Source organism: Pseudomonas sp. Pseusp11 (genome assembly GCF_047304405.1).
GTDB lineage: Bacteria > Pseudomonadota > Gammaproteobacteria > Pseudomonadales > Pseudomonadaceae > Aquipseudomonas.
Map to the genome: position 1 here is coordinate 12,572 of NZ_JBGLZF010000044.1, position 22,651 is coordinate 35,222.

The following is a 22,651-nucleotide window of genomic DNA, read 5'->3' on the forward strand; positions in this document are numbered from 1 at the left end:
GGCCTAATATGCGTGATCAATTGTCCCCGCGTCGAATCAGCATGAAGCATTTTTTCCCCAGCACCGCCCTCGCTCTTGTCATTGGTCTCGGTCTCTTGCCGATGTCGAGCAATTCGTTCGCAGCCAACAGCTGGGACAAGCTTCAGCCCGATCGCGACGAAGTCATCGCCAGTCTGAACGTCGTCGAATTGCTCAAGCGTCACCATTACAGCAAGCCGCCGCTCGACGATGCGCGCTCCGCGATCATCTACGACAGCTACCTCAAGCTGCTGGATCCATCGCGCAGCTACTTCATGGCCAGTGACATTGCCGAATTCGACAAATGGAAAACCCAGTTTGACGACTTCCTCAAGAGCGGCGACCTGAACGCCGGGTTCACCATGTACAAGCGCTATCTGGACCGCGTCAAGGCGCGTCTGGACTTTGCCCTTGCCGAGCTGAACAAGGGCGTCGACAAGATCGACTTCACCACCAAGGAAACCTTGCTGGTCGACCGCAAGGATGCCCCTTGGCTCAAGACCACCGCCGAGCTCGACGACCTGTGGCGCAAGCGCGTCAAGGACGAAGTGCTGCGGATGAAGATCTCCGGCAAAGAGCCGAAGCAGATTCAGGAAACCCTGACCAAGCGTTACAAGAATCAGCTGGCACGTCTGGACCAGACCCGCGCGGAAGATATCTTCCAGGCGTACATCAACACCTTCGCCATGTCCTACGACCCGCACACCAACTATCTGTCGCCGGATAACGCGGAGAACTTCGACATCAACATGAGCCTGTCCCTGGAGGGCATTGGCGCCGTGTTGCAGAGCGATAACGATCAAGTCAAAGTCGTGCGCCTGGTGCCTGCCGGCCCGGCCGACAAGACCAAGCAGGTGGCACCGGCCGACAAGATCATCGGCGTGGCCCAGGGCAACAAAGAGATGGTCGACGTGGTCGGCTGGCGCCTGGACGAAGTGGTCAAACTGATTCGTGGGCCGAAAGGCACCGTGGTGCGCCTGGAAGTGATTCCGGCCAGCAATGCGCCGAATGACCAGACCAGCAAGATCGTGCCGATCACCCGCGAAGCGGTGAAGCTGGAAGATCAGGCGGTGAAGAAGTCGATCCTCAGCCTCAAGCAGGATGGCAAGGACTACAAGCTCGGCGTCATCGAGATCCCGGCCTTCTACCTGGACTTCAAGGCCTTCCGTGCCGGCGATCCGGACTACAAGAGCACCACCCGCGACGTCAAGAAGCTGCTGACCGAGCTGCAGAAAGACAAGGTCGACGGCGTGGTCATCGACCTACGCAACAACGGCGGCGGTTCCTTGCAGGAAGCCACCGAGCTGACCAGCCTGTTCATCGACAAAGGTCCGACCGTGCTAGTGCGTAACGCCGACGGCCGGGTCGATGTACTGGAAGATGAAAACCCGGGCGCGTTCTACAAAGGCCCGATGGCGTTGCTGGTCAACCGTTTGTCCGCCTCGGCGTCGGAGATTTTCGCCGGTGCGATGCAGGACTACCACCGCGCACTGATCATCGGCGGCCAGACCTTCGGCAAAGGCACCGTGCAAACCATTCAGCCGCTGAACCATGGCGAACTGAAACTGACCCTGGCCAAGTTCTACCGGGTTTCCGGTCAGAGCACCCAGCATCAGGGCGTACTGCCGGACATCGATTACCCGTCGATCATCGACACCAAGGAAATCGGCGAAAGCGCCCTGCCGGAAGCCATGCCGTGGGACACTATCCGTGCGGCCATCAAGCCGGCGGTCGACCCGTTCAAACCGTACATCACGCAGCTCAAGTCCGAGCATGACGTGCGCTCGGCCAAAGACGCGGAGTTCGTGTTCATCCGCGACAAACTGGCCCTGGCCCAGAAGCTGATGGCCGAAAAAACCGTCAGCCTCAATGAAGCCGACCGTCGTGCACAACACGCCGATATCGAAGCCAAGCAACTGGCCATGGAAAACATCCGTCGCAAGGCCAAGGGTGAAGAGCCGCTCAAAGAGCTGAAGAAAGAAGACGAAGATGCCATCGCGGCCGAGCCGGACAAGACCAAGCCAGAAGACGACGCCTACCTGAGCGAGACCGGGCGGATTCTGCTGGATTACTTGAAACTCAACACCGCGGTTGCCAAGCACTAAGTGGTGACAATCAGGATGATGGCAATTTAATGCTGACGCTCCCCGGAGTGTCATCAAATAGACATCATTCTGTCGTGAAATAAAGGACCGGGAGCTTTGCGCTCCCGGTCCTTTTTTTATCGCCAGAGATCGCCATGACCACAACCGAACAGCTGAGTGCCTTGAGCTCAATACTGACTCAAAGCGGTTTGCACAGCCTGTTCCAGCCGATCATTTCTCTCTCCGAACGACAAATCATCGGCTACGAAGCCCTCAGCCGTGGCCCCTCCAACAGCCCGCTGCACTCCCCCATCGCCCTGTTCGCGGTCGCTCGCCAGGCCGGGCGCCTCAGCGAACTGGAGATCGCTTGCCGCCAAAGCGCTTGCCGACGTTTCAATGAACAGCAACTGCCCGGCAAACTGTTCCTCAATGTGTCCCCGGAATCCCTGCTCGAAGCCGCCCACCAGCCCGGACGCACCCTGCAACTGCTGCAGGATTTCGGCATACCGCCGAGCCAGGTGGTGATCGAACTCACCGAACAGACCCCGACCGACGACTTCCAGTTGCTGCAAACAGCCCTGCATCACTATCGGGCGATGGGTTTTTCGATTGCGCTGGATGATCTGGGCGCGGGTTATTCAAGCTTGCGGCTGTGGTCTGAATTGCGCCCGGATTACGTCAAGATCGATCGGCACTTTATCGACGGCATTCATCAGGACGCACTCAAACGTGAATTCGTCGGCTCGATCCTGCAGATCGCCAAGGCTTCGCGGGCAAAAGTGATCGCCGAAGGCATCGAATTGCCAGAAGAACTCGCCGTGTTGACCGAAATGGGCGTCGATCTTGTACAAGGCTATCTGCTCTGCCGGCCCCAGGAGCATCCGCCCCGCGATGCCCGAACCTTGATGCCCAAACCAACCAGCGCCGCAGCGATGCTGAACGAGGACGCCAGTGACCTCAGCGCCCTGCTCAACGACCAACCGGCGATGGCCAGCGACACCCCGACCGCCACCGTACTGGAAGCCTTCCGCCGCCAGGCCAACCTGAACTCCCTGGCGGTGCTCGACAAGCAAGGCAGGCCGTGCGGCATTGTTCACCGTCACTCACTCTCGGACGCCCTGCTCAAGCCCTTCGCCACCGACCTGTTCGCCCGCAAACCGATCAGCCGCTTGATGAGCGACGACTTCCTCGCCGTGGAACTGAGCCAGTCGCTGCAACAGGTCAGCCGCTTGATCACCAGCCGCGCCCGCCAACGCATCGAAGAAGACTTCATCATCACCCTCAATGGCGGCTATCTGGGCCTGGGCCGAGTGATCGACGTGCTCAAACTGATTACCGAACTGAAAATCCAGCAAGCCCGCTACGCCAACCCGCTGACCCTGCTGCCAGGCAACGTGCCGATCCAGCAATGCCTGACACGCCTGCTGCAACAGGAACGGGAGTCGGTGATCTGCTACGTGGACATCGACAGCTTCAAACCCTTCAACGACATCTACGGCTACGGTCGCGGGGACGAAGTCCTACTGTGCCTGGCGCAATGCCTGAACGACCGCGTCGACCCATCCCGCGACTTCGTCGGCCATATCGGCGGCGACGACTTCCTGCTGGTGCTCGGTCCGGAAGACTGGCGCAAACGCCTCAACCAACTGCTGGACGACTTCCACAGCCAATGCCGACGCTTCTACCGCAGCGAACACCTGGAAGCCGGCTGCTTCATCGCCCCCAACCGCCAGGGTGTGCGCCAGGAGTTTCCGCTGCTGTCCCTGTCCATCGGCGTGGTACATCTGCATCCACAGGCCTGCGGACAACTCGACGCGAGCCAGCTAGCGGAAATGGCCTCCCAGGCCAAACACCACGCCAAGAATGTGCCGGGGTATAGCGTGCATGTGATTGATAGTCTGGCGGTGCCAGTCGTTGAGGAAACTCTGGTTTCAGGGCACCGGTAATACCGCAAAAAAGATCGCAGCCTTCGGCGTACATCCCGTAGGAGCTGCCGAAGGCTGCGATCTTTTGATCTTGCTCTTGTGTGGCGAGGGAGCTTGCTCCCGCTGGGCTGCGCAGCAGCCCCAACCACCACAACTCCCACCCTGTGGCGAGGGGGCTTGCCCCCGTTGGGCTGCGGAGCGGCCCCAAAACCTGCATTCCGGATTTGTCAGGTACACCGCGGGGCTTGGTTTGGCGACCGCTTCGCAGTCGAACGGGGGCAAGCCCCCTCGCCACAAAAACCACTCGGTTCTAGTCCGAAGACCGAGCCCGCAACCGACGCCCAATCACATCCAGCACATCACAGCCATCGCGCAGCGGAATGGCACAGAGCAAGGCAAAATCACTGAGAATCATCGAATCGCACTCGACTGAGCCACGCATGGACAGGTTCTCAAGCACTTGGGTGACAGCGCGAATTCGATAACTGGCAGCTTCGGTCAGAATATCCAGCGGCGCGTGGGTGTCGACAAACAGGGTGGGCATGTCGGTGCAGTTGCTGGTCAACGCCATGAAGCGGTTTTTGGGGTGGGGAATTGGTTTTTCGTAGGGTGGATCAGGATGAAGTGTTGGCATTTGAGACCTTCCGATGAAAATGGGAGCTGCCAAAAGCCTTCCTACAGGCTTGGGTGGCAGCTATACGCGGGGTAGGAATACCGAGCATCGGAAACTCGACCACGCCGAAGCGTGCCCGCGCATAGCCGCCGCGACAGACATTACGGACGCACATTGACGGCCGCAAATCTGACTTCGATTGCTAACGCATTACCGATGCTTAAAGGGTTCCTACACCCCCTCACTGATATTCAGTGACCACCAAAGCCTATCGATTGAACTCAATGCGCACCAGTTCACGAAAACCGCCACAACTTGAAGGAAACTTCCGAAGACCTTGCCCAGAAATTTCGCTCAAAAAAGTCAAACGTGGGGGAAGGCTTTGCCGGAGCCTGGCTTGATTTCTCCACCGTGGGTTAGCCGGTTTAGACCTATAGCTGCCGGTAGCGACAGGCAGAAATCGCCAAAAGCAGCCAGTCAATTTTAATCTACGTGGCCTCTACAGCATCCAAAACACGCTCTAAGAGATTTGTCGGATAGTTTGATCATATTTATCTTGCAAGTGCGACTCCTTAAATGCCCCTTTTATTGCTTGTCTAAGAAAGACCTCTAGATCTTTTTGCGTGAGCACCACCACTATGCCCGATTTGTTTCGATTTATGATATTTGATATATGGCGATAATAGTTCGCCCTCATGTCCTCCCCTCGAAACGCGATAATACCAAATCTACCAAACGTATCATTTAAATAATAATTTATTTGATGGAAGTCGTCTGACTTTAATACATCATAATTTTTGCACTCCCAGACTATTTGAGTGGATCCGTACTTGTTTCTAATAACCTCCCAAAAGCCATCAGGCGCTCGATTCGAGGCTACCCAATCCCTAATCGAGGTTCCTTCAAGATCTCTCTCACGTGACTGAACATTTGTCAGAGATCGAAAAAAACATAACTTTATGATATTTCCAACTATTTCTTCAAACTCCCTTGCGCCCGCATGCCCTTTGGGAAGGGTTCTTAGATTATCAAGGGTGCCTTGGAGTGCTTCTTTGTACTCATCTCTATTAAAAGCATCTGGCAGATCTTCAAGGATCCCCTCATTTTTTAGCTGCGTTTCATCTCTTAGATCTTTCAGTAGGAGTGGTTGAAGGTTCAGTGCTTCGTGGTAAGTAGGATGAATAAAGAAAGTAGAGCTGTTGTCGAAGGATGGCTTTGCATTGGAGTCCTTTCCTGACTCCTTGTATTCAACCTCTTTTTTTCGACGAATCCCCAAAAAACCTATTCCATATAGGACCTCAACAAATCTAAAGGGGGTCGTATGATCGTAAAACCATGAGTTGCAGTATTTGTTAATTGATTCTGTGACCAACAATTTTTGTATGAAGTCCTCAATGGCCACTAAAGTATACTCGTTGCCCAAGCCAAAAAAGTATTCCAGAACAAGACTGATATTTGGGTAATTTTCAGAGTACTCGTCCCCCAAGTCCTTGAGCCGACTTGTGCTGTAACGCTTTGAGGCGACGTCCATGTCGGAATCTTTGACTTTTTGATTTCCGTGATTGATTGCTGAGTCGATAGCATAACTTGCCAGCATCAAAATATCTCTAGGGCGATTTTGACAAAGACTCATAACCGAAGATGCGCTGGTTTTCAAGCCTTCCGAATCAAAAAAACACTCCCATGCTTCTCCTCCTAACTTTGGCTTAGTTGTAAACGGTTTGACTAATCGGCGTTCAACCAATTCAGTTAGCTTTTCAGAAGACCAATCTAGGAATACTACAGATGTTTCCAGGCGGGAGAATTCATTATCGAGGGAGCGTATTCGGTCGTAAATATTCTCTCGAATAAACACATACGGTTTCACATGCTTTGTTGAAGCTATTAGTCTGACCGTGGCGTGCATTAAAGCCATGAGGCAAATAATCGCGGAATTAGATCCGTCCCAAGACTCATCTAAGCGATCAATGAGCAATACATAGTTCAACGGAGCAATAGCAGATATCTGATTTATCTCAGTGAGCAGGTTTTTGCTCCGACTAATTTGTCGAAGCCATAGCTTGTCATTATCCTTGGTATAAGCATCAAATATTTCCTCGGTCAAATTCAGCACTCGCTGATCGAAATCACAATCTTCGATCAAACCTCTTTCACGCCGGATCGTATCAGAAGTTTTCTCAAAACTTAGATTGCCTTCCGCAACCCATATCTTAATGACCTCGTCAATCAATGCTCGCTCCATCGAGTGCATTAACGATTTGAACGGACGCTGTCGCGTATCTAAAAACTGCTCGTGATCCAAAGGTAATTTAAGAAGGTCAAATATTTGAGGCACGATATTGATTGTGCGCGAAAAACGACGTTCTACTTCAAAAGTAATTGCGGTCTTACCCGCACCCCTGCGTCCGACAAAAAAACAATTTGAACTGTCTAAGTTCAATGCTGACAGAGTGGCAGGTGTCGTGACGAACAGTTCATGGTCATTTCGAATGATGTCGTACTCAGCAAATGCCTGTCCGAGCTTGATCCGCTGCAACGCATCCTTGGGCAACTGAACTTTCGCCATCGTAAATATCCCTTTTGGCCACACAACAGCGTCGTTGCTGGCGTGGAGCTATCAATAGGCTAGCTTCGATTTTGAAAGCGTCAAACCGCCATGCAACATGACCCACGGTAATAGGAGTAGTTGTCAGTCGTTCATCCCCAGCTAGAAAAAAACTGTGTCCGCTTTTGGCCGATTCTGTTGAAAAAGTCGGTCTGCCCAAACTGCCTGATCATTGGCTGGAGAAAACGCCTTTTTTTTTGCACGCTGCTACGTGAAATCCGAGTCCGGGAAGCCCTGCCAAAAGTAAAGATTTCAATCTCGGACGCGTACTTTTCTGATGCGCAAACCATGGCCGACTTTTTCAACAGAATCGGCCGAAAGCAGCTTGTCGCGAGGGGCATCACGAACAGCCATCAGCTCGGTACACCACGCAGAAGCAGTGGAGTAAACGACGTGTCGCGTTGATGAACCACGCTAGTGAGATGCTGGCAAAATGCCTCAATGCTCGGGCATCATTCATCCATCAGCTTTGGATGGAAGACGCGAAGGCAATCCAATAGATCGGTAGGAGCGGTGAGGCACGCGGCTTACTCCGAGTCTTTTTAGCCCATAGGTCGGTATGAAAGACAACTGGGAACGACTAATTTTTTCAAAGGAGCATGGCAATGGATGTCAATGGTATCGTAAGCATGCTGGGCGGGAAGACTCTTTCTAAAGAGCAGGTTGAGAGCGTAAAGTCACAGAGGTCAGCAGTTAAGCTCAGAGACAGAGAAGTAAAGGCTAAGGTTGCCGAATTGCTGACTTTAATGAGTACAAATAATATAAATGATGCCAAGGCACTTGCTCGTTCCTTGATTATATTGTCTTCCGAAAAATCGCTTCCCGAGATGAGGAGCGTCGGCGTTTTTAGAAGTTCGAAATATAACTTTAAAACCAGTACAGCGAAGGCTGTAGCCCAAGACTGCATAGCGAACAGCGACCTTTTGGGGCTTAATCCAGATCAAACTGGGTATTTCACGTCGGTCAAACACTTGCTTGATCTTGGTTCAAAGAGCCGGCAGATTAATGATGGTCTGATACAGGTAGTAAAAAGCAGAAAGAAATTTATCATAAAAACACTGTTGGCGAATATGGAAATAATGTTCGCCACGCGATTCTCGGGGTTTGATAAGAATGCCTCATCCAATAGCGTAGAGCATTACAGTAACGAAGATTTGGCTGAGGCCTTTAGCTACATCCTAAAGCTGCACAAGAATGAGTTCGGAGTAATAAATGAGCATTTTCAGAATGTGGATGAGTCGGCAACTAGCACAGAGTTGTATTGGTGCTTGCTAATTGATGCAGCCAAAATATGCCAATATAAGGATGCGGAGCTTTTATTGGATGGATTTCCATACCGGGCCACTCAAGATTTCGAGGAATTAGTAATCGAATCGATTGACCCTCGTTTGGAACAGTCAGTTAGGCTGGGCTACATGCAAACAGTACAACAGATGATTAGTCGTCGAGTTGGCTTGGAGCAGCATGTTTTTAATGAGCAAAATTCGTGTCGACCAGCCTCTATTAAAAAGTTCGCCGAGGAATTTTACGAAGCTGGTAAAGGGCAGATTATCTTTGTGAATCCGGAACCAATCCCCCGGTACGTTCTGGGGTATGCAATGGTTCCAGAGCTTTTTGAGCCATTCTCTACGAACGATCTGTTTGAAGAGGAAATCGAAGCGCTTGTTCAGTTGGGGCTAGAAAATTATGACTATGGAGCGCTGAAGGATGTTGATATCCGTGACGGCATATCAGTCCTAGATATCATGAAGGTCCAACGACTGTTTAGATTTGTGAGTGTGATTTATCAACTAGCCCTAGCTGATCATGAAGAAAACGATCGATACGCCATTGCCCTGCGGTCCGTTTTACCGACATTTAGTGAAGATCTGCTAGGGCAATGTCTCAAATTGGTTCTTCCAAATCGTGACTATAAAAAAGTTTTGGATTTGATATCGCTAGATCTTTCCAATGCTGACCATATTGACATTCAATACACTCCTCTTGTAAAGCTTAATGGGTACTATGTGACTGCCCCAGCGATTATAGCCAACTCTAACCTCGCGAGAAATATATTCTGTGGGCATAGGATCAAACATCCTTTTGTCGGCGATACAGATCCAATGCAGTCTATGCTCGCAGAAGCTTTGAAACTGCAAGGGTTTTCAGTTGCGCAGGAAATCAATATCTCTTTCCAGAAGAAAGAAATGGAAACGGATATTGTAGCTTTTAAGGATGGGTTGTTGTTTTTGATTGAGTGCAAAAACCCATACCATCCTTGTAATGTTCATGAGATGCGCAATAGTTATGATCACGTATCATATGGATCGCATCAGTTAGACGTCCGTAAAAACTGGCTTTCCTCCGTGGATGAGCAAAAAAGGCTGTTCGCAGCGGCAGGCTTTACGTATGAGTCAGTTAAAGAAATTCATACCTGTATCGCTGTGGCAAATAGGGTGTTCAACGGATACATTACAAATGGTCACCCTGTCCGCCAAGGGCACGAGTTGATAAATATGATCAAGTCTGGCGTGGTCAATTTTGCAGGTGTAGCCAGACAGGTATGGACGACAAATGAGTTTAATGTTGAAGACCTGACATCATATTTGTGTGGAGAGACGACGATAAAAGACTGCATAGAGTCGCTTGTCAACGTGAATGTTAAGTACGCATTAAAAGACAAGACACTCTCATTCTCAACCTATTTTCTTGATACCGAGCGCTTATCAGAAGTTTCTAAAAGGTATCCTGAGATCGCTTGAGTGCCAGCGCTAGGTGTGCAGCGGCTGACCCCCGATCTTCTTCATGAAACGGGTCATCCAAGATAGGTCTCTTACTTTGTAATGGCGGGGCAAGCCCTTCAGCTCCGCCTTTCAAGCAGAATTCTGCGTCGATAGGAATGACCGCTCCTGGCCGATTTCTGCCGATCACAAAGGGCGGCAACCGACCGATTCTGTTGAAAAAGTCGGATTGCCCAAAACGCTCGAATATTGATGGGCGAAAACACCTCTTTTGCACGCTGCTACGTGAAATCCGAGTCCGGAAGCCTCTGTCCAAAGTAAAGATTTCAATCTCGGACGCGTACTTTTTTGATGCGCAAACCATGGCCGACTTTTTCAACAGAATCGACCCAAAGCTGACGTTGGCGATATGTAGCTAGCGGCCAAGAGCAGGCAGTGATATTTGTCTTAATAACAACATTTTCACCCTGATGTTGCACCGAAGCGAACGCATCAGCCGAGGCCACCTGGCAAGCTGGTGTAAACATTCTCTCCCGAAATACTCTCAAGGAATTCCTGAGGAAGAATTCTCTCGAACACGTCAAGTACCGCGCGCATAACACCTAGATGCTGATCCCAATCTCCGCCCTCTACACGCCTCCATGATCCAGGCATGTACCTGACCAAAATGGACAGCGAATACAGGATGGCGAGAGAGGTTACCCTGTATTCTTGTACACCTCCTAGCACAGGTAGAATTAACGCAGAACTACTCAGATAAGGGCTTCTGTGCAACAGCAAGGCTTCATGCCAGAAATCTAATCCTGAATGATCCACTCGAACGCGATAGACGCTACCTTCTTCGGCGATCTTAACTTTCGTCAGCTCGGCAAATGGCCAATCCTGACAAGCGATTCTGACTTCGGATAGTCTCTGAGAACGATCTAAAAGAGATATGTAGCTGCTTGATGAAAATGAACCGCGTTGAGCGTGTAGGTCTGTTACATCCATATAGGGAGTAACCCACGCCGGCTCATTATCGTAAACTTGCATAAAGAGATCTTCTAGCTCGGGGATTGCTGATAGCAGAACTGACATCGGAGCAAAAGATTGCGGAGGATACTTCGCTGTATTTTCTAGATCACTTGAGGTTTTAGCCTTTGCTTTAGGAAAAAAAGAAGTGTCGTAACCCAAAAAGCTGACCCATTGCGGGAAGAAGCCAGTCGCTAGGACCCCTACGTTTAGGTCGCCAAAGCTCCCTGTCTCCGATGCTAGGGCGAAAAGCCCATGTCCCTGCTTAGTCATTCCCTCCAGCTCGTCCAAGTCAGCAGGCCCGCTGGGTGTTGCTAGCATTTCCGCGAAGGCTAAGCTCAGAGTTCCGTAATAGAGACTTAAGACCCGCTTGTTCAGACTCTCATGCGGCGCACCTTTGTAATAGTCAGCGGCGTTACCCAAGGCAAACGCTATACCAGACGCTTTGGACTGCACTTGGCAATCAGTCAATACGACCCCTTCCCGTTCAGATCGTCGCACTACAAGCTTTCTCGCTAGCTCTAAACTGGAAAGTTGATTCAGGTGCGACCAAATGCCTGCCAGCGGGCTCTCAGACACTATTCTTCTGAATGCCTTGGTCGGAGCGGGAATTTTTCTACCTACTTTTACAGGATCAAGTTCGCTGTTCCACTGGACGAGTACAGGAAAAAAGTCTCCCACGTATGACACGGGGATCGATATTCCACGTGCGAAATCTTCAACGCGGTAGAGCTGACCATTCGTAAAAATTTGGCTGACTTTCCCTTCCAGGGCTTTGTAATGCCGATTATCAGTCGCTGAGGTGTACATGAGAGCCACTGCATGCTTTTTGCCGGCTTTCTCAGCAACGATAACGAGGTACTCACCGTCTTCAGACTCTTCCGCAATCGTTGAAATCCAGCCATGAGACGATAAGGGCTTGAGGATCTGTCGATTGGCGGCATCCCGTAAAATCCCCATGCGTAGCTCTATACCACTTCCTCCCATAAGCACTCTCCGTCGTTCTCATATAGTGTTAGCGCTCGATACTACGCCAAATCCGACTGCGAGCAGTGTCACGTTACCAAGAGCTTGTTGGTGTTGATAACTGCGACGTCACAGCGCGCCGACAGTACACCATCGGGTTTTTACACACTATGGGCCGGTTGCTGCCATTCGCGAACGGCAGCTTTTGGCGATTTCCGCCTGTCGCCACCGGCAGCTATGGGTTGTGGACTCAACCGGTCGATACAGCTACAAAACCAGAAGCGGTTTACTTACAACAGAGATACTGGCCAACCCCAACTTCAACAGTTCCTTACGTAGCAGCGAGCGCTCAAGCACAGCCATTCCGGCCTGCCATTCGATCGACAGCAAATGGCTCAACTTTTGTTGGCTGACCAAGGGCTCAGCCAGAAAGTAGCTTTTGCACTCGCGGATGCTGATGACGTTCAACAGCCAGTCTCCACCCTGCGCCGCCAGCCAGTGACCGATCGTTGAACGATGCGTTCGGATCAGCGCACTGGCATCCCACACCGCCATCTGCGCGAAAACCTGCGGCAGGTTGCTATCGGCTTTCAGCCGCTTCATATCAACCGCCAACGCGCCAATCAGGTCTGACTCGATAGTGGCTTGGCACTCGGAGAAATACCGCTCGGGCCAGTCCGCCTCCAGTTTCGCCCGCCGTGCGAGGACTTCATAAGCCCGGATATCCGATTGGGTGGTCAGCTGCCCTGTGAAGTTCAGGGTATTGTCCAGAATTGCCGTGGCCAGCAAAGCAGCACTTTTTTCGCTGATCAGCGGCAACAGCTCTGCCGCTTCCCAACGCTGAAAAATCAGCGTCGCCGCTGCGCCGATCGGCAGGATGTCTGCCGCAGGTCCGAGCTTCTGCGCCCAATAGTTTTCAAAGCCTGGGTGATGGTCAATGACTTCCACCACCTGTTCAAGAACCACCACCGGGTCGAAATGCTGGTAGTCGGAGACATCCACCAACACGAACTCATCACCCGCTCTCGGCAGATAGTCGTCCAGAGATGATTGCCATCCAAGCACGGTCCTGGAGATGCTGACATTGAGCGGGGCGCTACTGACAGCCCGAGCATCAACGCCTTGGTGATTCAACAGCTCGGCGTACGCAATGCAACAGGCGTACGCGTCGATGTCCAGGTAAGCCGAGCCTGAGGTCACCACCCTCATAACACGTGGACCACAGCGTGAGCTGCCGAAACCAGTTCCGGGTCGAACGCCATGATCGAGCAATAAGCGGACTCCCGGTTGAAGCAAAGATATCGCTTACAGCATTGCTGGCTGCTCTGACAAAACATCGACATCGGCTGTCCTTAAAATCCATTTTCCATAATTAAAACAGCGCTTTAGCGTGCCGAAACATTCTGCTATGCCCTATTTTCTGCCGACAAGACTCGTATGCTTTCATTGCGAAAATATGACGGAATGGAGGTATTTTGAAGTCATGCGGATGTCAGCGCGCAATGGTGTATGAACCACTGGTATGGATGAGCAACGCTATGAAAGCCACGAAAGGAGCGAACAGCACCAAGCCGCCGACGGCGACTGCCCAGCCCCAGGCAAAACCGCTTTCTCCCTTGAAACGGCCGCCACTCAGCAAGCCAAGCACGTAAACGCCAATCCTATGAGCCAACAGGTTGATTAAGATATCAAAGATGAAATCCATTTCTGATCCCGTGGCTCCTTGTCGGTTTTCTTGAGCGTTCTAGCCGAAAGCAGCCCTTGTGCAATCGAAGGACATCGAACTACTGCGCAGTATCACCACTCGCCAACCCTTTCAACTTGATCTCAGCCAACGGATGCCCGGCCTTCAAGGCAATACGCCAAAACCGCGCCGCTTCCACCGGATCCGGCGCCTTGCTCGGCGTCCCCGCGAGGCAGATCACGCCCACCTGATACGCCGCCTTGCCATCCCCCGCCAACGCGGCCAGGCGCAGTAATCGCACGCCTTCCTCGCGAGCCCCAAGACCGACGCCGCGAAAGGTCAGGATGTGGCCGTAGAAGCTCTGCGCGCCGACATCGCCCAGGTTCGCCATGCGCGCGAACTGGCCTTCGAGCCAGCGCCAGCCTCGCGGATGGCGCGCAAACCACGACCAGTGGAACAAGCGGCGGGCCAGCCAGTAACCGGCCCGCGCCTTGAGTCGTAGGAACACTCAGGCTTCCGCCGACTCGGGGTACTCGTATTCGAACACCCGCACCACTTCCGAGGCATGCCAGGACGCGGCAGCCACGCCATCGGACGGTCCGGAGAAGCGCCCGAGGCGCTCGACACATTCGAAGAAGCCGGTGCGCGGCAAGCGGCTGGCGCCCTGGCTGATTACCAGTGAGCTGCGCAGCGGCTGCTCGGCCTTGGCATCCAGCGCGGCCAGGTGTTCAAGGGCGGCGGTCAGGGTTTGCATGGCGGGCGTGGGTAGCTGCAAACGCTCCAGCAATGCCCGATAAGTCAAAAGATGGCGCTGACGACGCGCCTGATCCAACTCCCCCAGCAATCCGTCCCAATGTTGACGACTGATGCGTACGCTCACGATTCATCCCTCCATCCCGGCACCGTCAATTCCCAGGCGAGGCTGCGGCGAATAGCAGCGTCAGGTTGACGCTCACCGCTTTCGATCAAGGCGAGATATGACGGGCTGATGCCTACCGTGCGGGCAAGCGCCTCAATGGCGATGCCCTTCCCTTCGCGCAAACTGCGTAGTTGATCCAGACCCGGAAGAGTCTGGTCTGATGTGGCCGCGGGACGCACTGAGGCTTCGCGCGGTGGTTGTTCGTTGATGCCTGCTGCTTTCAGTAGAGCCTGATACTGAGCCCATGGCAGAACCGCATATTCTGGTTCGCCTTCGCGTGTAATTATCTGAATATCCATGACTACCCCGTAGGACAACGACACGTAGCGAGTCGGCACTTTTCCCTAGAAGTGTAATCCTAACAGCGGCCAAGGTCGCGGGGGGTATGAATATGGATGATCCTGAATCGGTTCAGTTTTTTTTCGGGCCCTGTAGTTGCAGTTGTTCCGGGGTATCAGGCAGGCGTTCAACCACCGCGAGTTTTTCCGGCGCCTGATGTTTGCGCCAGGCGCGGAAGGCGTTGAGTTCGTCATCGAGGACTTTCATCAACCAAGCCAGCACGGCAATGTCGTCGAGCATGCCGAACACCGGGATGAAATCCGGGATCGCATCCACCGGGCTCAGGAAATACATCAGGCCGGCCACCACCGAAACCATCGCTTTCGGGCTGATGGCTCGGTACTCGCCACGCCAGTAGGCTAGGCAGAGTGCCTGTAACAAGCGCAGATCGTCTTTAAGTTTGCCCAGACGATTACCTTGGCTCGCACCTTTGCTGGCAACCGCGAACAGCAGGGTCGGCAAACGACCACGGGCGAGCAAGCGCCCGGCCATTGGCAGGAAGCGGGCGAAATTCCAGGGCATTTTCATCTTTTCCTCCCACTGAAATGTTATCCACACAAATTGTGGATAACCTTGTGAACAGAGCTGCATTTCACCGCTGGAAGCCCCGTTTCACAAGGGTCTTGCTCAGATCGGGCGTTTTTTACTCACATAAAAAAACCCAAGATTTCATTGACTTGGCGCACCGGTCCGTCTAGCTCGGGCACTCTCACTGGCTATGACTGCAGCGTACCGCATCCGTTCGCTTTGTTTACCTTCACCAAACCCCAGATGCAACAACGCCCCGCATAAGCGAGGCGTTGTTGTCAGAGCAGACGCGGATTACTTGGCGTCGTCTTGTTTGGCTGGATCCTTGATGGCCAGCAGCTCCAGGTCGAATACCAGCACCGAGTTGGCTGGAATCGCCGGGCTAGGGCTTTGGGCGCCGTAAGCCAGGTCGCTAGGGATGTACAGTTTGTACTTCTCGCCAACGTGCATCAGTTGCAGGCCTTCGACCCAACCCGGAATCACACCGCTGACCGGCAGATCGATCGGGCTGCCGCGCTCGACGGAGCTGTCGAAAACGGTGCCGTTGGTCAGTTTACCGGTGTAGTGAACAGTCACTACGTCGGTCGGCTTAGGCTGTGCGCCGTCGGCCTTCTTGACCACTTCGTATTGCAGGCCGGAAGCTGTGGTGACGACACCGGCTTTCTTGCCATTCTCTTCGAGGAATTTCTTGCCGGCGGCTGCCGACTCTTCGCTCATCTTGGCCAAACGCTCTTCGGCACGCTTCTGCAGCGCTGCGAAGGCTTCAACCAGTTCCTCATCCTTCAGTTTCTGTTCTTTCTTGCCGACGGCATCTTCGATGCCTTGGGCTACGGCTTTGGAGTCCAGATCATCCATGCCTTCCTGAGCCAGACTTTTGCCCATGTTCAGGCCAATGCCGTAGGAAGCTTTTTGCGCCGGGGTTTTCAGCTCTACGCTGGTCTGCGAATCACAACCCGCAAGTACCAGGCCAACCAGGGCCACCGCCGCCGCCAACCGATGCTGTTTCATGCTATTTCCTTGTTCATGCGCCTAAAGGGCAATCGAGTAAAGCCGCGAGCTTATCAGGCGGCCACGACCAATGGCTACCGGCATGAGAGCAGGAAACTTCCGATAAGTTCAGGTGTTTAAACGCATTTCGGGATTAGAAGGATGAAGCTTCTGTCATCTGGCTCTCACAGACCCCGATGCCGGTTCCCACAGCCCTTGCCGTAATGGCCTCTTGCCGCACTTCATCAGCTGAGGCATAAGAGAGGTACAAATTGACAAGGATGTTTATCGTGCGCCTCATAATCCGCTTGCTGATTCTGATCGTAGCACTGCTGGGGCTAGGCCTCGCCGTGGTGCTGTACTACGTCGCCAACCCGAAATTACCGGCCTGGTCACCGGCGCAACAGGTGCATTACCTGGAGCAATGGAGCGCCGCAGACCGCCAGGCCTACTACTTCACGCCTCAAGGCACCCAGGTCAAAGGCTTGCGCTATGACTGGTTCAACGCCCTCGAACTGCCCTTCTCGCAAAAACGATTCGCCGCCCCCGAATACCTCGCACGCTTTGGTTTTCTGATCGATCCAGGCCAGAAAGCCACGCCGAGCAACCCTGGCAACCTGCCCGTCGGTTTCGCCCGTCATCAGAATCCGGGCAGCCAGGAAGAGTTTCTGGACATCACCTGTTCCGCCTGCCACACCGGCGAATTACGCTTCAATGGCCAGGCCGTGCGCATCGACGGCGGCTCGGCCCAGCATGTGTTGCCGTCCAGCGTCCCGACCCTGCGCGGCGGCAGCTTCGGCCAGGCACTGGTGGCCAGCCTCGCCTCGACTTACTACAACCCGTGGAAATTCGAACGTTTCGCGCGCAACGTCCTGGGCCAGGATTATGACGTCCGGCATCAACAGCTACGCCAGGACTTCAAAAGCTCACTCGATACCTTCTTGAAAGTGGCCTGGAACGACACCCATCGCGGGCTCTACCCCACCGAAGAAGGCCCCGGCCGTACCGACGCCTTCGGGCGCATTGCCAACGCCAGCTTCGGCGATGCCATTTCGCCGGCCAACTACCGCGTGGCCAACGCGCCGGTGGACTACCCGCAACTGTGGGACATGTGGACTTTCGACTGGGTGCAGTGGAACGGTTCGGCGCAGCAACCGATGGCCCGCAATATCGGCGAGGCCCTGGGTGTCGGCGCCACTCTGAATTTCTTCGACGGCAGCGGGCAGCCCCTCAAGGGCGACGACCGCTATCCGTCCAGCGTCCGGGTGCGCGATCTGCACCGGATCGAACAAACCCTGCAACGACTCAAACCGCCCACCTGGCCGGAAGCCCTGTTGGGCACCATCGACAAGCCCCTGGCCGCAAAAGGCCGCGCTCTATTCGCTGAAAACTGCGCCGGGTGCCACGTCCCCCGCGTCACCCAAAGCGACGGCAGACCGGTGCAACATCTGAAATTGCTGCCTGTGGAGATGATTGGCACAGACCCCGGCGCCGCCAACAATATCGCCGACCATCGCTTCGATCTGACGGCCTTGAAGTGGGATCCGGCAGAGCTAGCGCAACTGGACGTGCAATTGCATCCAAAACCCACGGAGCCCTTGGATTTGAGCCAGTTGTCAGTGGCCAAGGGGCTGGCCTACGTCACTGCTTTTGTGGGGAACCAGGCCTATCGCGCAGCCAATGTGACGCCGGCGGAGCGCCCGAACCTGGACGGTTTCGGCCTGCCTATCGGTGTCCAGGAATTACGCAGCTATAAAGCCCGACCATTGGCGGGCGTCTGGGCCACACCGCCGTTTCTGCACAACGGCTCGGTGCCGAGCATTTATCAACTGCTCTCGCCCCAGGATGAACGCGCAACAACGTTCTACAAGGGCACCTTCGAATACGATCCCAAACACCTGGGCTATCGCACCGAAGCCTTCACCAACGGTTTTGTGTTCGACACGCGTATTACCGGCAATCACAACAGCGGCCACGAATTCCGCACCGGCGAGCGCGGAAATGGCGTGATCGGTCGCCTGCTGCAACCGCAGGAGCGCTGGGCGCTGCTGGAATACCTGAAAGTGTTGGGCGGCCCGCTGGAGTCGCAATTGCCAGACCACCTCATCAGTCAAAAGGAATGACCCATGCTGATCACGCTCTGGCTGCGTCTGGGTGCCTTCCTTGGTAAAACCCTGCTGTGGTTGTTGGGTTTGGGGGTACTCGGCTGGGCGCTGGCCATGGCATGGCTCGCCTGGCAACATCGCGGCCCGGTTTCGGCTGAAGAACTGATTCCGGACGGCGAAGCGGCGATGACCCGGGACATCATCCAGACGGCGGTACGGATCGTCGATCAACACCGCGAAAGTACTCGCTATCTGCGCGACGCTCACGCCAAGGCCCATGGTTGCGTGAAGGCCGAGGTTCAGGTGCTGCCGGATCTGGCGACGGCGTTGCGCCAAGGCGTGTTCAGCGAACCCGGCAAAACCTGGCAAGCGACGATGCGTCTGTCCAACGGCAATGCCTATCCGCAGTTCGACAGCATCCGCGATGCCCGGGGCATGGCGATCAAGTTGTTCGATGTGCCGGGTAAACAGTTGCTGAGTGATCGACAAGGGCGCAGCGAACAGGATTTCGTGATGTTCAACCATCCGAACTTCTTTGTCAGCGATGTCGCCGAGTATCGTCAGAATGTGGCCGCTCAGGCTGACGGCAAAACGATAATGGCGTTCTTCCCGGCTTGGGACCCGCGCACCTGGCAGGTTCGTCATCTGTTTATTGCGCTGGCGACACTCTCCCCTGCCCCGGCGAGCCCGACCCAGACCACCTACTTTTCGGTTTCGCCGTACAAGTTTGGTGAGGCCAACGTCAAGTTCCGGGTAATGCCGGATCCGGAGAGCTGCCCGACCTACACGCTGCCCACGCAAAATCAAAACCTGCCGAATTTCCTGCGCAGTGCGCTGAACCAGCAGCTGTCGACTGATCGGGTGCCGGCCTGCTTCGTGTTACAGGTCCAGCGCCAGGATCCGAGCCAATACATGCCGATCGAAGACACCAGCATCGAGTGGCGTGAACAAGACGTGCCTTTCGAAACCGTGGCGAGGATCAAGCTGCCCGCCCAGGATTTCGACACCCCGGCGCTGAACCTGCAATGCGACAACCTGTCGTTCAATCCATGGTTCGGCCTTGAAGCCCATCGGCCGATTGGTGGGATCAACCGGTTGCGCAAAGCGGTGTACGAAGCGGTCAGCGACTATCGACACAGCCGCAACGCCGAACAATAAATAAGGCAGGAACGAAAAAAGCGACCGGAACAGGTCGCTTTATTCAGTGAATCCGGTAAAAAGCCAAATCCCAGACAGCAAAAAGCCCGCATTAAGCGGGCTTTCTGTGGTGATCTGGCGTTCAGTGTTCCAGATACCGAATATGGCGCAGCGGACGGGACTCGAACCCGCGACCCCCGGCGTGACAGGCCGGTATTCTAACCGACTGAACTACCGCTGCGCGAAACGCTTGAAACGAATGGTGGGTGATGACGGGATCGAACCGCCGACATTCTGCTTGTAAGGCAGACGCTCTCCCAGCTGAGCTAATCACCCTTCGCTTCGTTACGGGACGCATTATGCCACAAGTTTTCGTAAAATGTTGATTTAATTGAAGTTTTTTTCAAAAAAATCCGAAAACCGGTGAAACGACACAACCCGATGAAACAAGGTACAAACTTGAGACAGAAAAAAACCCGCCTCAGCGGGTTTTTCCGTGGTGACCTGGCGTTCAGTGGTCCAGATTACCGAATATGGCGCAGCGGACGGGACTCGAACCCGCGACCCCCGGCGTGACAGGCCGGTATTCTAACCGACTGAACTACCGCTGCGCTAAACACTTGAAACGAATGGTGGGTGATGACGGGATCGAACCGCCGACATTCTGCTTGTAAGGCAGACGCTCTCCCAGCTGAGCTAATCACCCTTCGCTTCGGTGTGGCGCGCATTCTACGGAGCGACCCAACCTCTGGCAAGCACTTTTTTAAATAATTTTCTCAGGCCTTCCAAAGGCTTAGAGAAGGGTTGGCCTATGACCCGGCGAAGACAATAATGCCCCCCTTTGTATAAAGGAGAGACTCACCCCATGTGGTTCAAAAACCTGCTTATCTATCGCCTGACCCAAGATCTGCCTTTTGATGCCGAGGCGTTGGAAACTGCACTGGCCACCAAACTGGCGCGTCCATGTGCAAGCCAGGAGTTGACCACCTACGGTTTCGTCGCGCCATTCGGCAAGGGCGAAGACGCACCGCTGGTACACGTCAGCGGAGACTTCCTGCTGATCGCCGCCCGTAAAGAAGAACGCATTCTGCCGGGCAGCGTCGTGCGTGACGCAGTGAAGGAAAAGGTCGAAGAGATCGAAGCCGAACAAATGCGCAAGGTCTATAAAAAGGAACGCGATCAGATCAAGGATGAAATCATCCAGGCCTTCCTGCCCCGCGCCTTTATCCGTCGCTCGTCGACCTTCGCCGCCATCGCGCCGAAACAGGGCCTGATCCTGGTGAACTCGGCCAGCCCGAAACGTGCCGAAGACCTGCTGTCCACCCTGCGTGAAGTGATCGGCTCGCTGCCGGTACGTCCGCTGACGGTGAAGATGTCCCCGACCGCGACCATGACCGAGTGGGTTACCACTCAGAAAGCCGCAGACGATTTCTTTGTGCTGGACGAGTGCGAACTGCGCGACACCCACGAAGACGGTGGCATCGTGCGTTGCAAGCGTCAGGACCTGACCAGCGAAGAGATCCAGCTGCACCTGAGCACCGGCAAAGTGGTCACTCAACTGTCGCTGGCCTGGCAGGACAAACTGTCGTTCGTGCTCGACGACAAAATGGTGGTCAAGCGCCTGAAGTTCGAAGACCTGCTGCAAGATCAGGCGGAACAGGACGGTGGCGACGAAGCACTGGGCCAACTGGACGCCAGCTTCACCCTGATGATGCTGACCTTCGGTGACTTCCTGCCGGCACTGGTTGAAGCGTTGGGTGGTGAAGAGACCCCACAGGGTATCTGATTGCCTTAGGGCGCCGGCCTTGATCGGCGGCGCCTGGTAAGAAAAGATCGCAGCCTTCGGCAGCTCCTACAGAGGATCGCATTTCAAATGCAGGAGCTGCCGAAGGCTGCGATCTTTTTGCAGGCAACCCAAGTTCCAAGCCCTACCCGCTTTTAAACACATAACAAGGATCAGGCCATGCGCGCACTCGCAGCATTGAGTCGTTTTGTCGGCAACACCTTCGCTTACTGGGTACTGATTTTCGCCATCGTGGCGTTTCTGCAGCCGGCCTGGTTCATTGGCTTGAAAGGCGCAATCGTGCCGCTGCTGGGGCTGGTGATGTTCGGCATGGGCCTGACCCTCAAGCTCGAAGACTTCGCCGAAGTCGCTCGCCATCCGTGGCGCGTGGCCCTGGGCGTGGTCGCCCATTTCGTGATCATGCCCGGTATGGCGTGGTTGCTCTGCCAGGTATTCCACCTGCCGCCAGAGATCGCCGTCGGGGTGATTCTGGTCGGTTGCTGCCCGAGCGGCACTTCGTCGAACGTGATGACCTGGCTGGCTCGCGGCGACCTGGCGTTGTCGGTGGCCATTGCCGCCGTCACCACCCTCCTCGCGCCATTGCTGACACCGGCGCTGATCTGGCTGCTGGCCTCGGCCTGGTTGCCGGTGTCGTTCATGGAGCTGTTCTGGTCGATCCTGCAAGTCGTGCTGTTGCCGATCGTACTTGGCGTGGTTGCCCAACGCGTGCTCGGTGATCGGGTTCGTCACGCGGTAGAAGTGTTGCCACTGGTGTCGGTGGTGAGCATCGTGATCATCGTCACGGCCGTGGTGGCTGCCAGCCAGGCGAAGATTGCCGAATCCGGTCTGCTGATCATGGCCGTGGTGATGCTGCACAACAGCTTCGGCTACTTGCTGGGTTACTTCACCGGGCGCCTGTTCAACCTGCCGCTGGCCCAGCGCAAATCCCTGGCACTGGAAGTCGGTATGCAGAACTCCGGCCTGGGTGCGGCGCTGGCCAGTGCGCACTTCTCGCCACTGGCGGCGGTGCCGAGCGCGCTGTTCAGCGTCTGGCACAACATTTCCGGGGCGCTGCTCTCGACGTATTTCCGTCGCATGAGCGAGAAAGAGGATCGGAAAATCGCTGCTCAGCAGGTGGCTGACTGATCCGAAAACTTGATCCTCGGGTTAATGATGGGCACTCTATTGCGCAACGCGGGGACGACCTCGCGGCTCGATCGAGTGCTT

General features: G+C 54.5%; 17 protein-coding genes and 4 tRNA genes. 7 read left to right on the forward strand and 14 right to left on the reverse strand.

Annotation, left to right across the window (positions count from 1 at the left end):
- Positions 1 to 41: 41 nt before the first annotated feature.
- A complete protein-coding gene (locus tag ACCC96_RS25490; protein ID WP_177324930.1) occupies positions 42 to 2,123 on the forward strand; it encodes a carboxy terminal-processing peptidase in 2,082 nt (693 codons plus the stop codon).
- A 134-nt stretch (positions 2,124 to 2,257) separates the two neighbouring features.
- Complete coding sequence (locus ACCC96_RS25495; RefSeq protein ID WP_019648201.1) at positions 2,258 to 4,048, forward strand: bifunctional diguanylate cyclase/phosphodiesterase; 1,791 nt, start codon at positions 2,258 to 2,260, stop codon at positions 4,046 to 4,048.
- A gap of 289 nt (positions 4,049 to 4,337) precedes the next feature.
- On the opposite strand, the gene ACCC96_RS25500 is transcribed toward ACCC96_RS25495, so the two are convergent.
- Complete coding sequence (locus tag ACCC96_RS25500; RefSeq protein WP_026286336.1) at positions 4,338 to 4,661, reverse strand: hypothetical protein; 324 nt, start codon at positions 4,659 to 4,661, stop codon at positions 4,338 to 4,340.
- A gap of 499 nt (positions 4,662 to 5,160) precedes the next feature.
- Positions 5,161 to 7,206: a P-loop ATPase, Sll1717 family gene (locus tag ACCC96_RS25505; RefSeq protein ID WP_413697255.1), complete on the reverse strand. Its 2,046-nt coding sequence runs from the start codon at positions 7,204 to 7,206 to the stop codon at positions 5,161 to 5,163.
- A gap of 644 nt (positions 7,207 to 7,850) precedes the next feature.
- On the opposite strand from ACCC96_RS25505, the gene ACCC96_RS25510 reads away from it, so the two are divergent.
- Complete coding sequence (locus tag ACCC96_RS25510; protein WP_413697256.1) at positions 7,851 to 9,986, forward strand: hypothetical protein; 2,136 nt, start codon at positions 7,851 to 7,853, stop codon at positions 9,984 to 9,986.
- Positions 9,987 to 10,457: 471 nt separating this feature from the next.
- Here the strand turns inward: ACCC96_RS25510 and ACCC96_RS25515 are convergent, their stop codons facing one another.
- From ACCC96_RS25515 to ACCC96_RS25550, 8 genes are all read right to left on the reverse strand, one after another.
- The gene (locus tag ACCC96_RS25515) at positions 10,458 to 11,963 is read right to left on the reverse strand and encodes a YaaC family protein (RefSeq protein ID WP_413697257.1); all 1,506 of its coding nucleotides are present in this window, start codon (positions 11,961 to 11,963) and stop codon (positions 10,458 to 10,460) included.
- A 246-nt stretch (positions 11,964 to 12,209) separates the two neighbouring features.
- Entirely contained in the window at positions 12,210 to 13,151 is a 942-nt protein-coding gene (locus ACCC96_RS25520; protein ID WP_413697265.1) for a DHH family phosphoesterase, read from the reverse strand.
- Positions 13,152 to 13,434: 283 nt separating this feature from the next.
- Entirely contained in the window at positions 13,435 to 13,647 is a 213-nt protein-coding gene (locus ACCC96_RS25525) for a hypothetical protein (RefSeq protein WP_064619300.1), read from the reverse strand.
- A 79-nt stretch (positions 13,648 to 13,726) separates the two neighbouring features.
- Positions 13,727 to 14,134 (reverse strand): sel1 repeat family protein, encoded by a 408-nt coding sequence (locus tag ACCC96_RS25530; protein ID WP_413697258.1) that lies wholly within the window; start codon positions 14,132 to 14,134, stop codon positions 13,727 to 13,729.
- Positions 14,135 to 14,506 (reverse strand): hypothetical protein, encoded by a 372-nt coding sequence (locus ACCC96_RS25535; RefSeq protein ID WP_003223109.1) that lies wholly within the window; start codon positions 14,504 to 14,506, stop codon positions 14,135 to 14,137.
- Entirely contained in the window at positions 14,503 to 14,844 is a 342-nt protein-coding gene (locus ACCC96_RS25540; RefSeq protein ID WP_019648193.1) for a helix-turn-helix domain-containing protein, read from the reverse strand. Before ACCC96_RS25540 ends, ACCC96_RS25535 begins: the two co-directional genes overlap by 4 nt.
- A 112-nt stretch (positions 14,845 to 14,956) precedes the next feature.
- Positions 14,957 to 15,412, reverse strand: a complete 456-nt coding sequence (locus ACCC96_RS25545; RefSeq protein ID WP_019579662.1) for a YkvA family protein — start codon at positions 15,410 to 15,412, stop codon at positions 14,957 to 14,959.
- Positions 15,413 to 15,706: 294 nt separating this feature from the next.
- Positions 15,707 to 16,420, reverse strand: a complete 714-nt coding sequence (locus tag ACCC96_RS25550) for an FKBP-type peptidyl-prolyl cis-trans isomerase (protein ID WP_019648192.1) — start codon at positions 16,418 to 16,420, stop codon at positions 15,707 to 15,709.
- Positions 16,421 to 16,689: 269 nt separating this feature from the next.
- On the opposite strand from ACCC96_RS25550, the gene ACCC96_RS25555 reads away from it, so the two are divergent.
- Positions 16,690 to 18,522, forward strand: a complete 1,833-nt coding sequence (locus ACCC96_RS25555) for a di-heme-cytochrome C peroxidase (protein WP_413697259.1) — start codon at positions 16,690 to 16,692, stop codon at positions 18,520 to 18,522.
- Positions 18,523 to 18,525: 3 nt separating this feature from the next.
- Complete coding sequence (locus tag ACCC96_RS25560; RefSeq protein ID WP_413697260.1) at positions 18,526 to 19,662, forward strand: catalase family protein; 1,137 nt, start codon at positions 18,526 to 18,528, stop codon at positions 19,660 to 19,662.
- Positions 19,663 to 19,805: 143 nt separating this feature from the next.
- Here ACCC96_RS25560 and ACCC96_RS25565 read toward each other — a convergent pair.
- From ACCC96_RS25565 to ACCC96_RS25580, 4 genes are all read right to left on the reverse strand, one after another.
- A tRNA-Asp gene (locus ACCC96_RS25565) sits at positions 19,806 to 19,882 on the reverse strand.
- Positions 19,883 to 19,901: 19 nt separating this feature from the next.
- Positions 19,902 to 19,977 (reverse strand) — tRNA-Val (locus ACCC96_RS25570).
- Between the two features lie 198 nt (positions 19,978 to 20,175).
- Positions 20,176 to 20,252: transfer RNA gene (locus ACCC96_RS25575), tRNA-Asp, on the reverse strand.
- Between the two features lie 19 nt (positions 20,253 to 20,271).
- A tRNA-Val gene (locus tag ACCC96_RS25580) sits at positions 20,272 to 20,347 on the reverse strand.
- Between the two features lie 159 nt (positions 20,348 to 20,506).
- Here ACCC96_RS25580 and rdgC point away from each other — a divergent pair.
- Positions 20,507 to 21,427 (forward strand): recombination-associated protein RdgC, encoded by a 921-nt coding sequence (gene rdgC / locus ACCC96_RS25585; RefSeq protein WP_007936132.1) that lies wholly within the window; start codon positions 20,507 to 20,509, stop codon positions 21,425 to 21,427.
- 177 nt (positions 21,428 to 21,604) lie between these two features.
- Positions 21,605 to 22,570 (forward strand): bile acid:sodium symporter family protein, encoded by a 966-nt coding sequence (locus tag ACCC96_RS25590; protein WP_018925159.1) that lies wholly within the window; start codon positions 21,605 to 21,607, stop codon positions 22,568 to 22,570.
- Positions 22,571 to 22,651 lie beyond the last annotated feature (81 nt).

What these genes read in the sequence shown, in the direction of transcription:
- ACCC96_RS25490 (WP_177324930.1), top strand. Translation starts at nt 42, where the DNA reads ATGAAGCATTTTTTCCCCAGCACCGCCCTCGCTCTTGTCATTGGTCTC.
- ACCC96_RS25495 (WP_019648201.1), top strand. Translation starts at nt 2,258, where the DNA reads ATGACCACAACCGAACAGCTGAGTGCCTTGAGCTCAATACTGACTCAA.
- ACCC96_RS25500 (WP_026286336.1), bottom strand. Translation starts at nt 4,661, where the DNA reads ATGCCAACACTTCATCCTGATCCACCCTACGAAAAACCAATTCCCCAC.
- ACCC96_RS25505 (WP_413697255.1), bottom strand. Translation starts at nt 7,206, where the DNA reads ATGGCGAAAGTTCAGTTGCCCAAGGATGCGTTGCAGCGGATCAAGCTC.
- ACCC96_RS25510 (WP_413697256.1), top strand. Translation starts at nt 7,851, where the DNA reads ATGGATGTCAATGGTATCGTAAGCATGCTGGGCGGGAAGACTCTTTCT.
- ACCC96_RS25515 (WP_413697257.1), bottom strand. Translation starts at nt 11,963, where the DNA reads ATGGGAGGAAGTGGTATAGAGCTACGCATGGGGATTTTACGGGATGCC.
- ACCC96_RS25520 (WP_413697265.1), bottom strand. Translation starts at nt 13,151, where the DNA reads ATGAGGGTGGTGACCTCAGGCTCGGCTTACCTGGACATCGACGCGTAC.
- ACCC96_RS25525 (WP_064619300.1), bottom strand. Translation starts at nt 13,647, where the DNA reads ATGGATTTCATCTTTGATATCTTAATCAACCTGTTGGCTCATAGGATT.
- ACCC96_RS25540 (WP_019648193.1), bottom strand. Translation starts at nt 14,844, where the DNA reads ATGGATATTCAGATAATTACACGCGAAGGCGAACCAGAATATGCGGTT.
- ACCC96_RS25545 (WP_019579662.1), bottom strand. Translation starts at nt 15,412, where the DNA reads ATGAAAATGCCCTGGAATTTCGCCCGCTTCCTGCCAATGGCCGGGCGC.
- ACCC96_RS25550 (WP_019648192.1), bottom strand. Translation starts at nt 16,420, where the DNA reads ATGAAACAGCATCGGTTGGCGGCGGCGGTGGCCCTGGTTGGCCTGGTA.
- ACCC96_RS25560 (WP_413697260.1), top strand. Translation starts at nt 18,526, where the DNA reads ATGCTGATCACGCTCTGGCTGCGTCTGGGTGCCTTCCTTGGTAAAACC.
- rdgC (WP_007936132.1), top strand. Translation starts at nt 20,507, where the DNA reads ATGTGGTTCAAAAACCTGCTTATCTATCGCCTGACCCAAGATCTGCCT.
- ACCC96_RS25590 (WP_018925159.1), top strand. Translation starts at nt 21,605, where the DNA reads ATGCGCGCACTCGCAGCATTGAGTCGTTTTGTCGGCAACACCTTCGCT.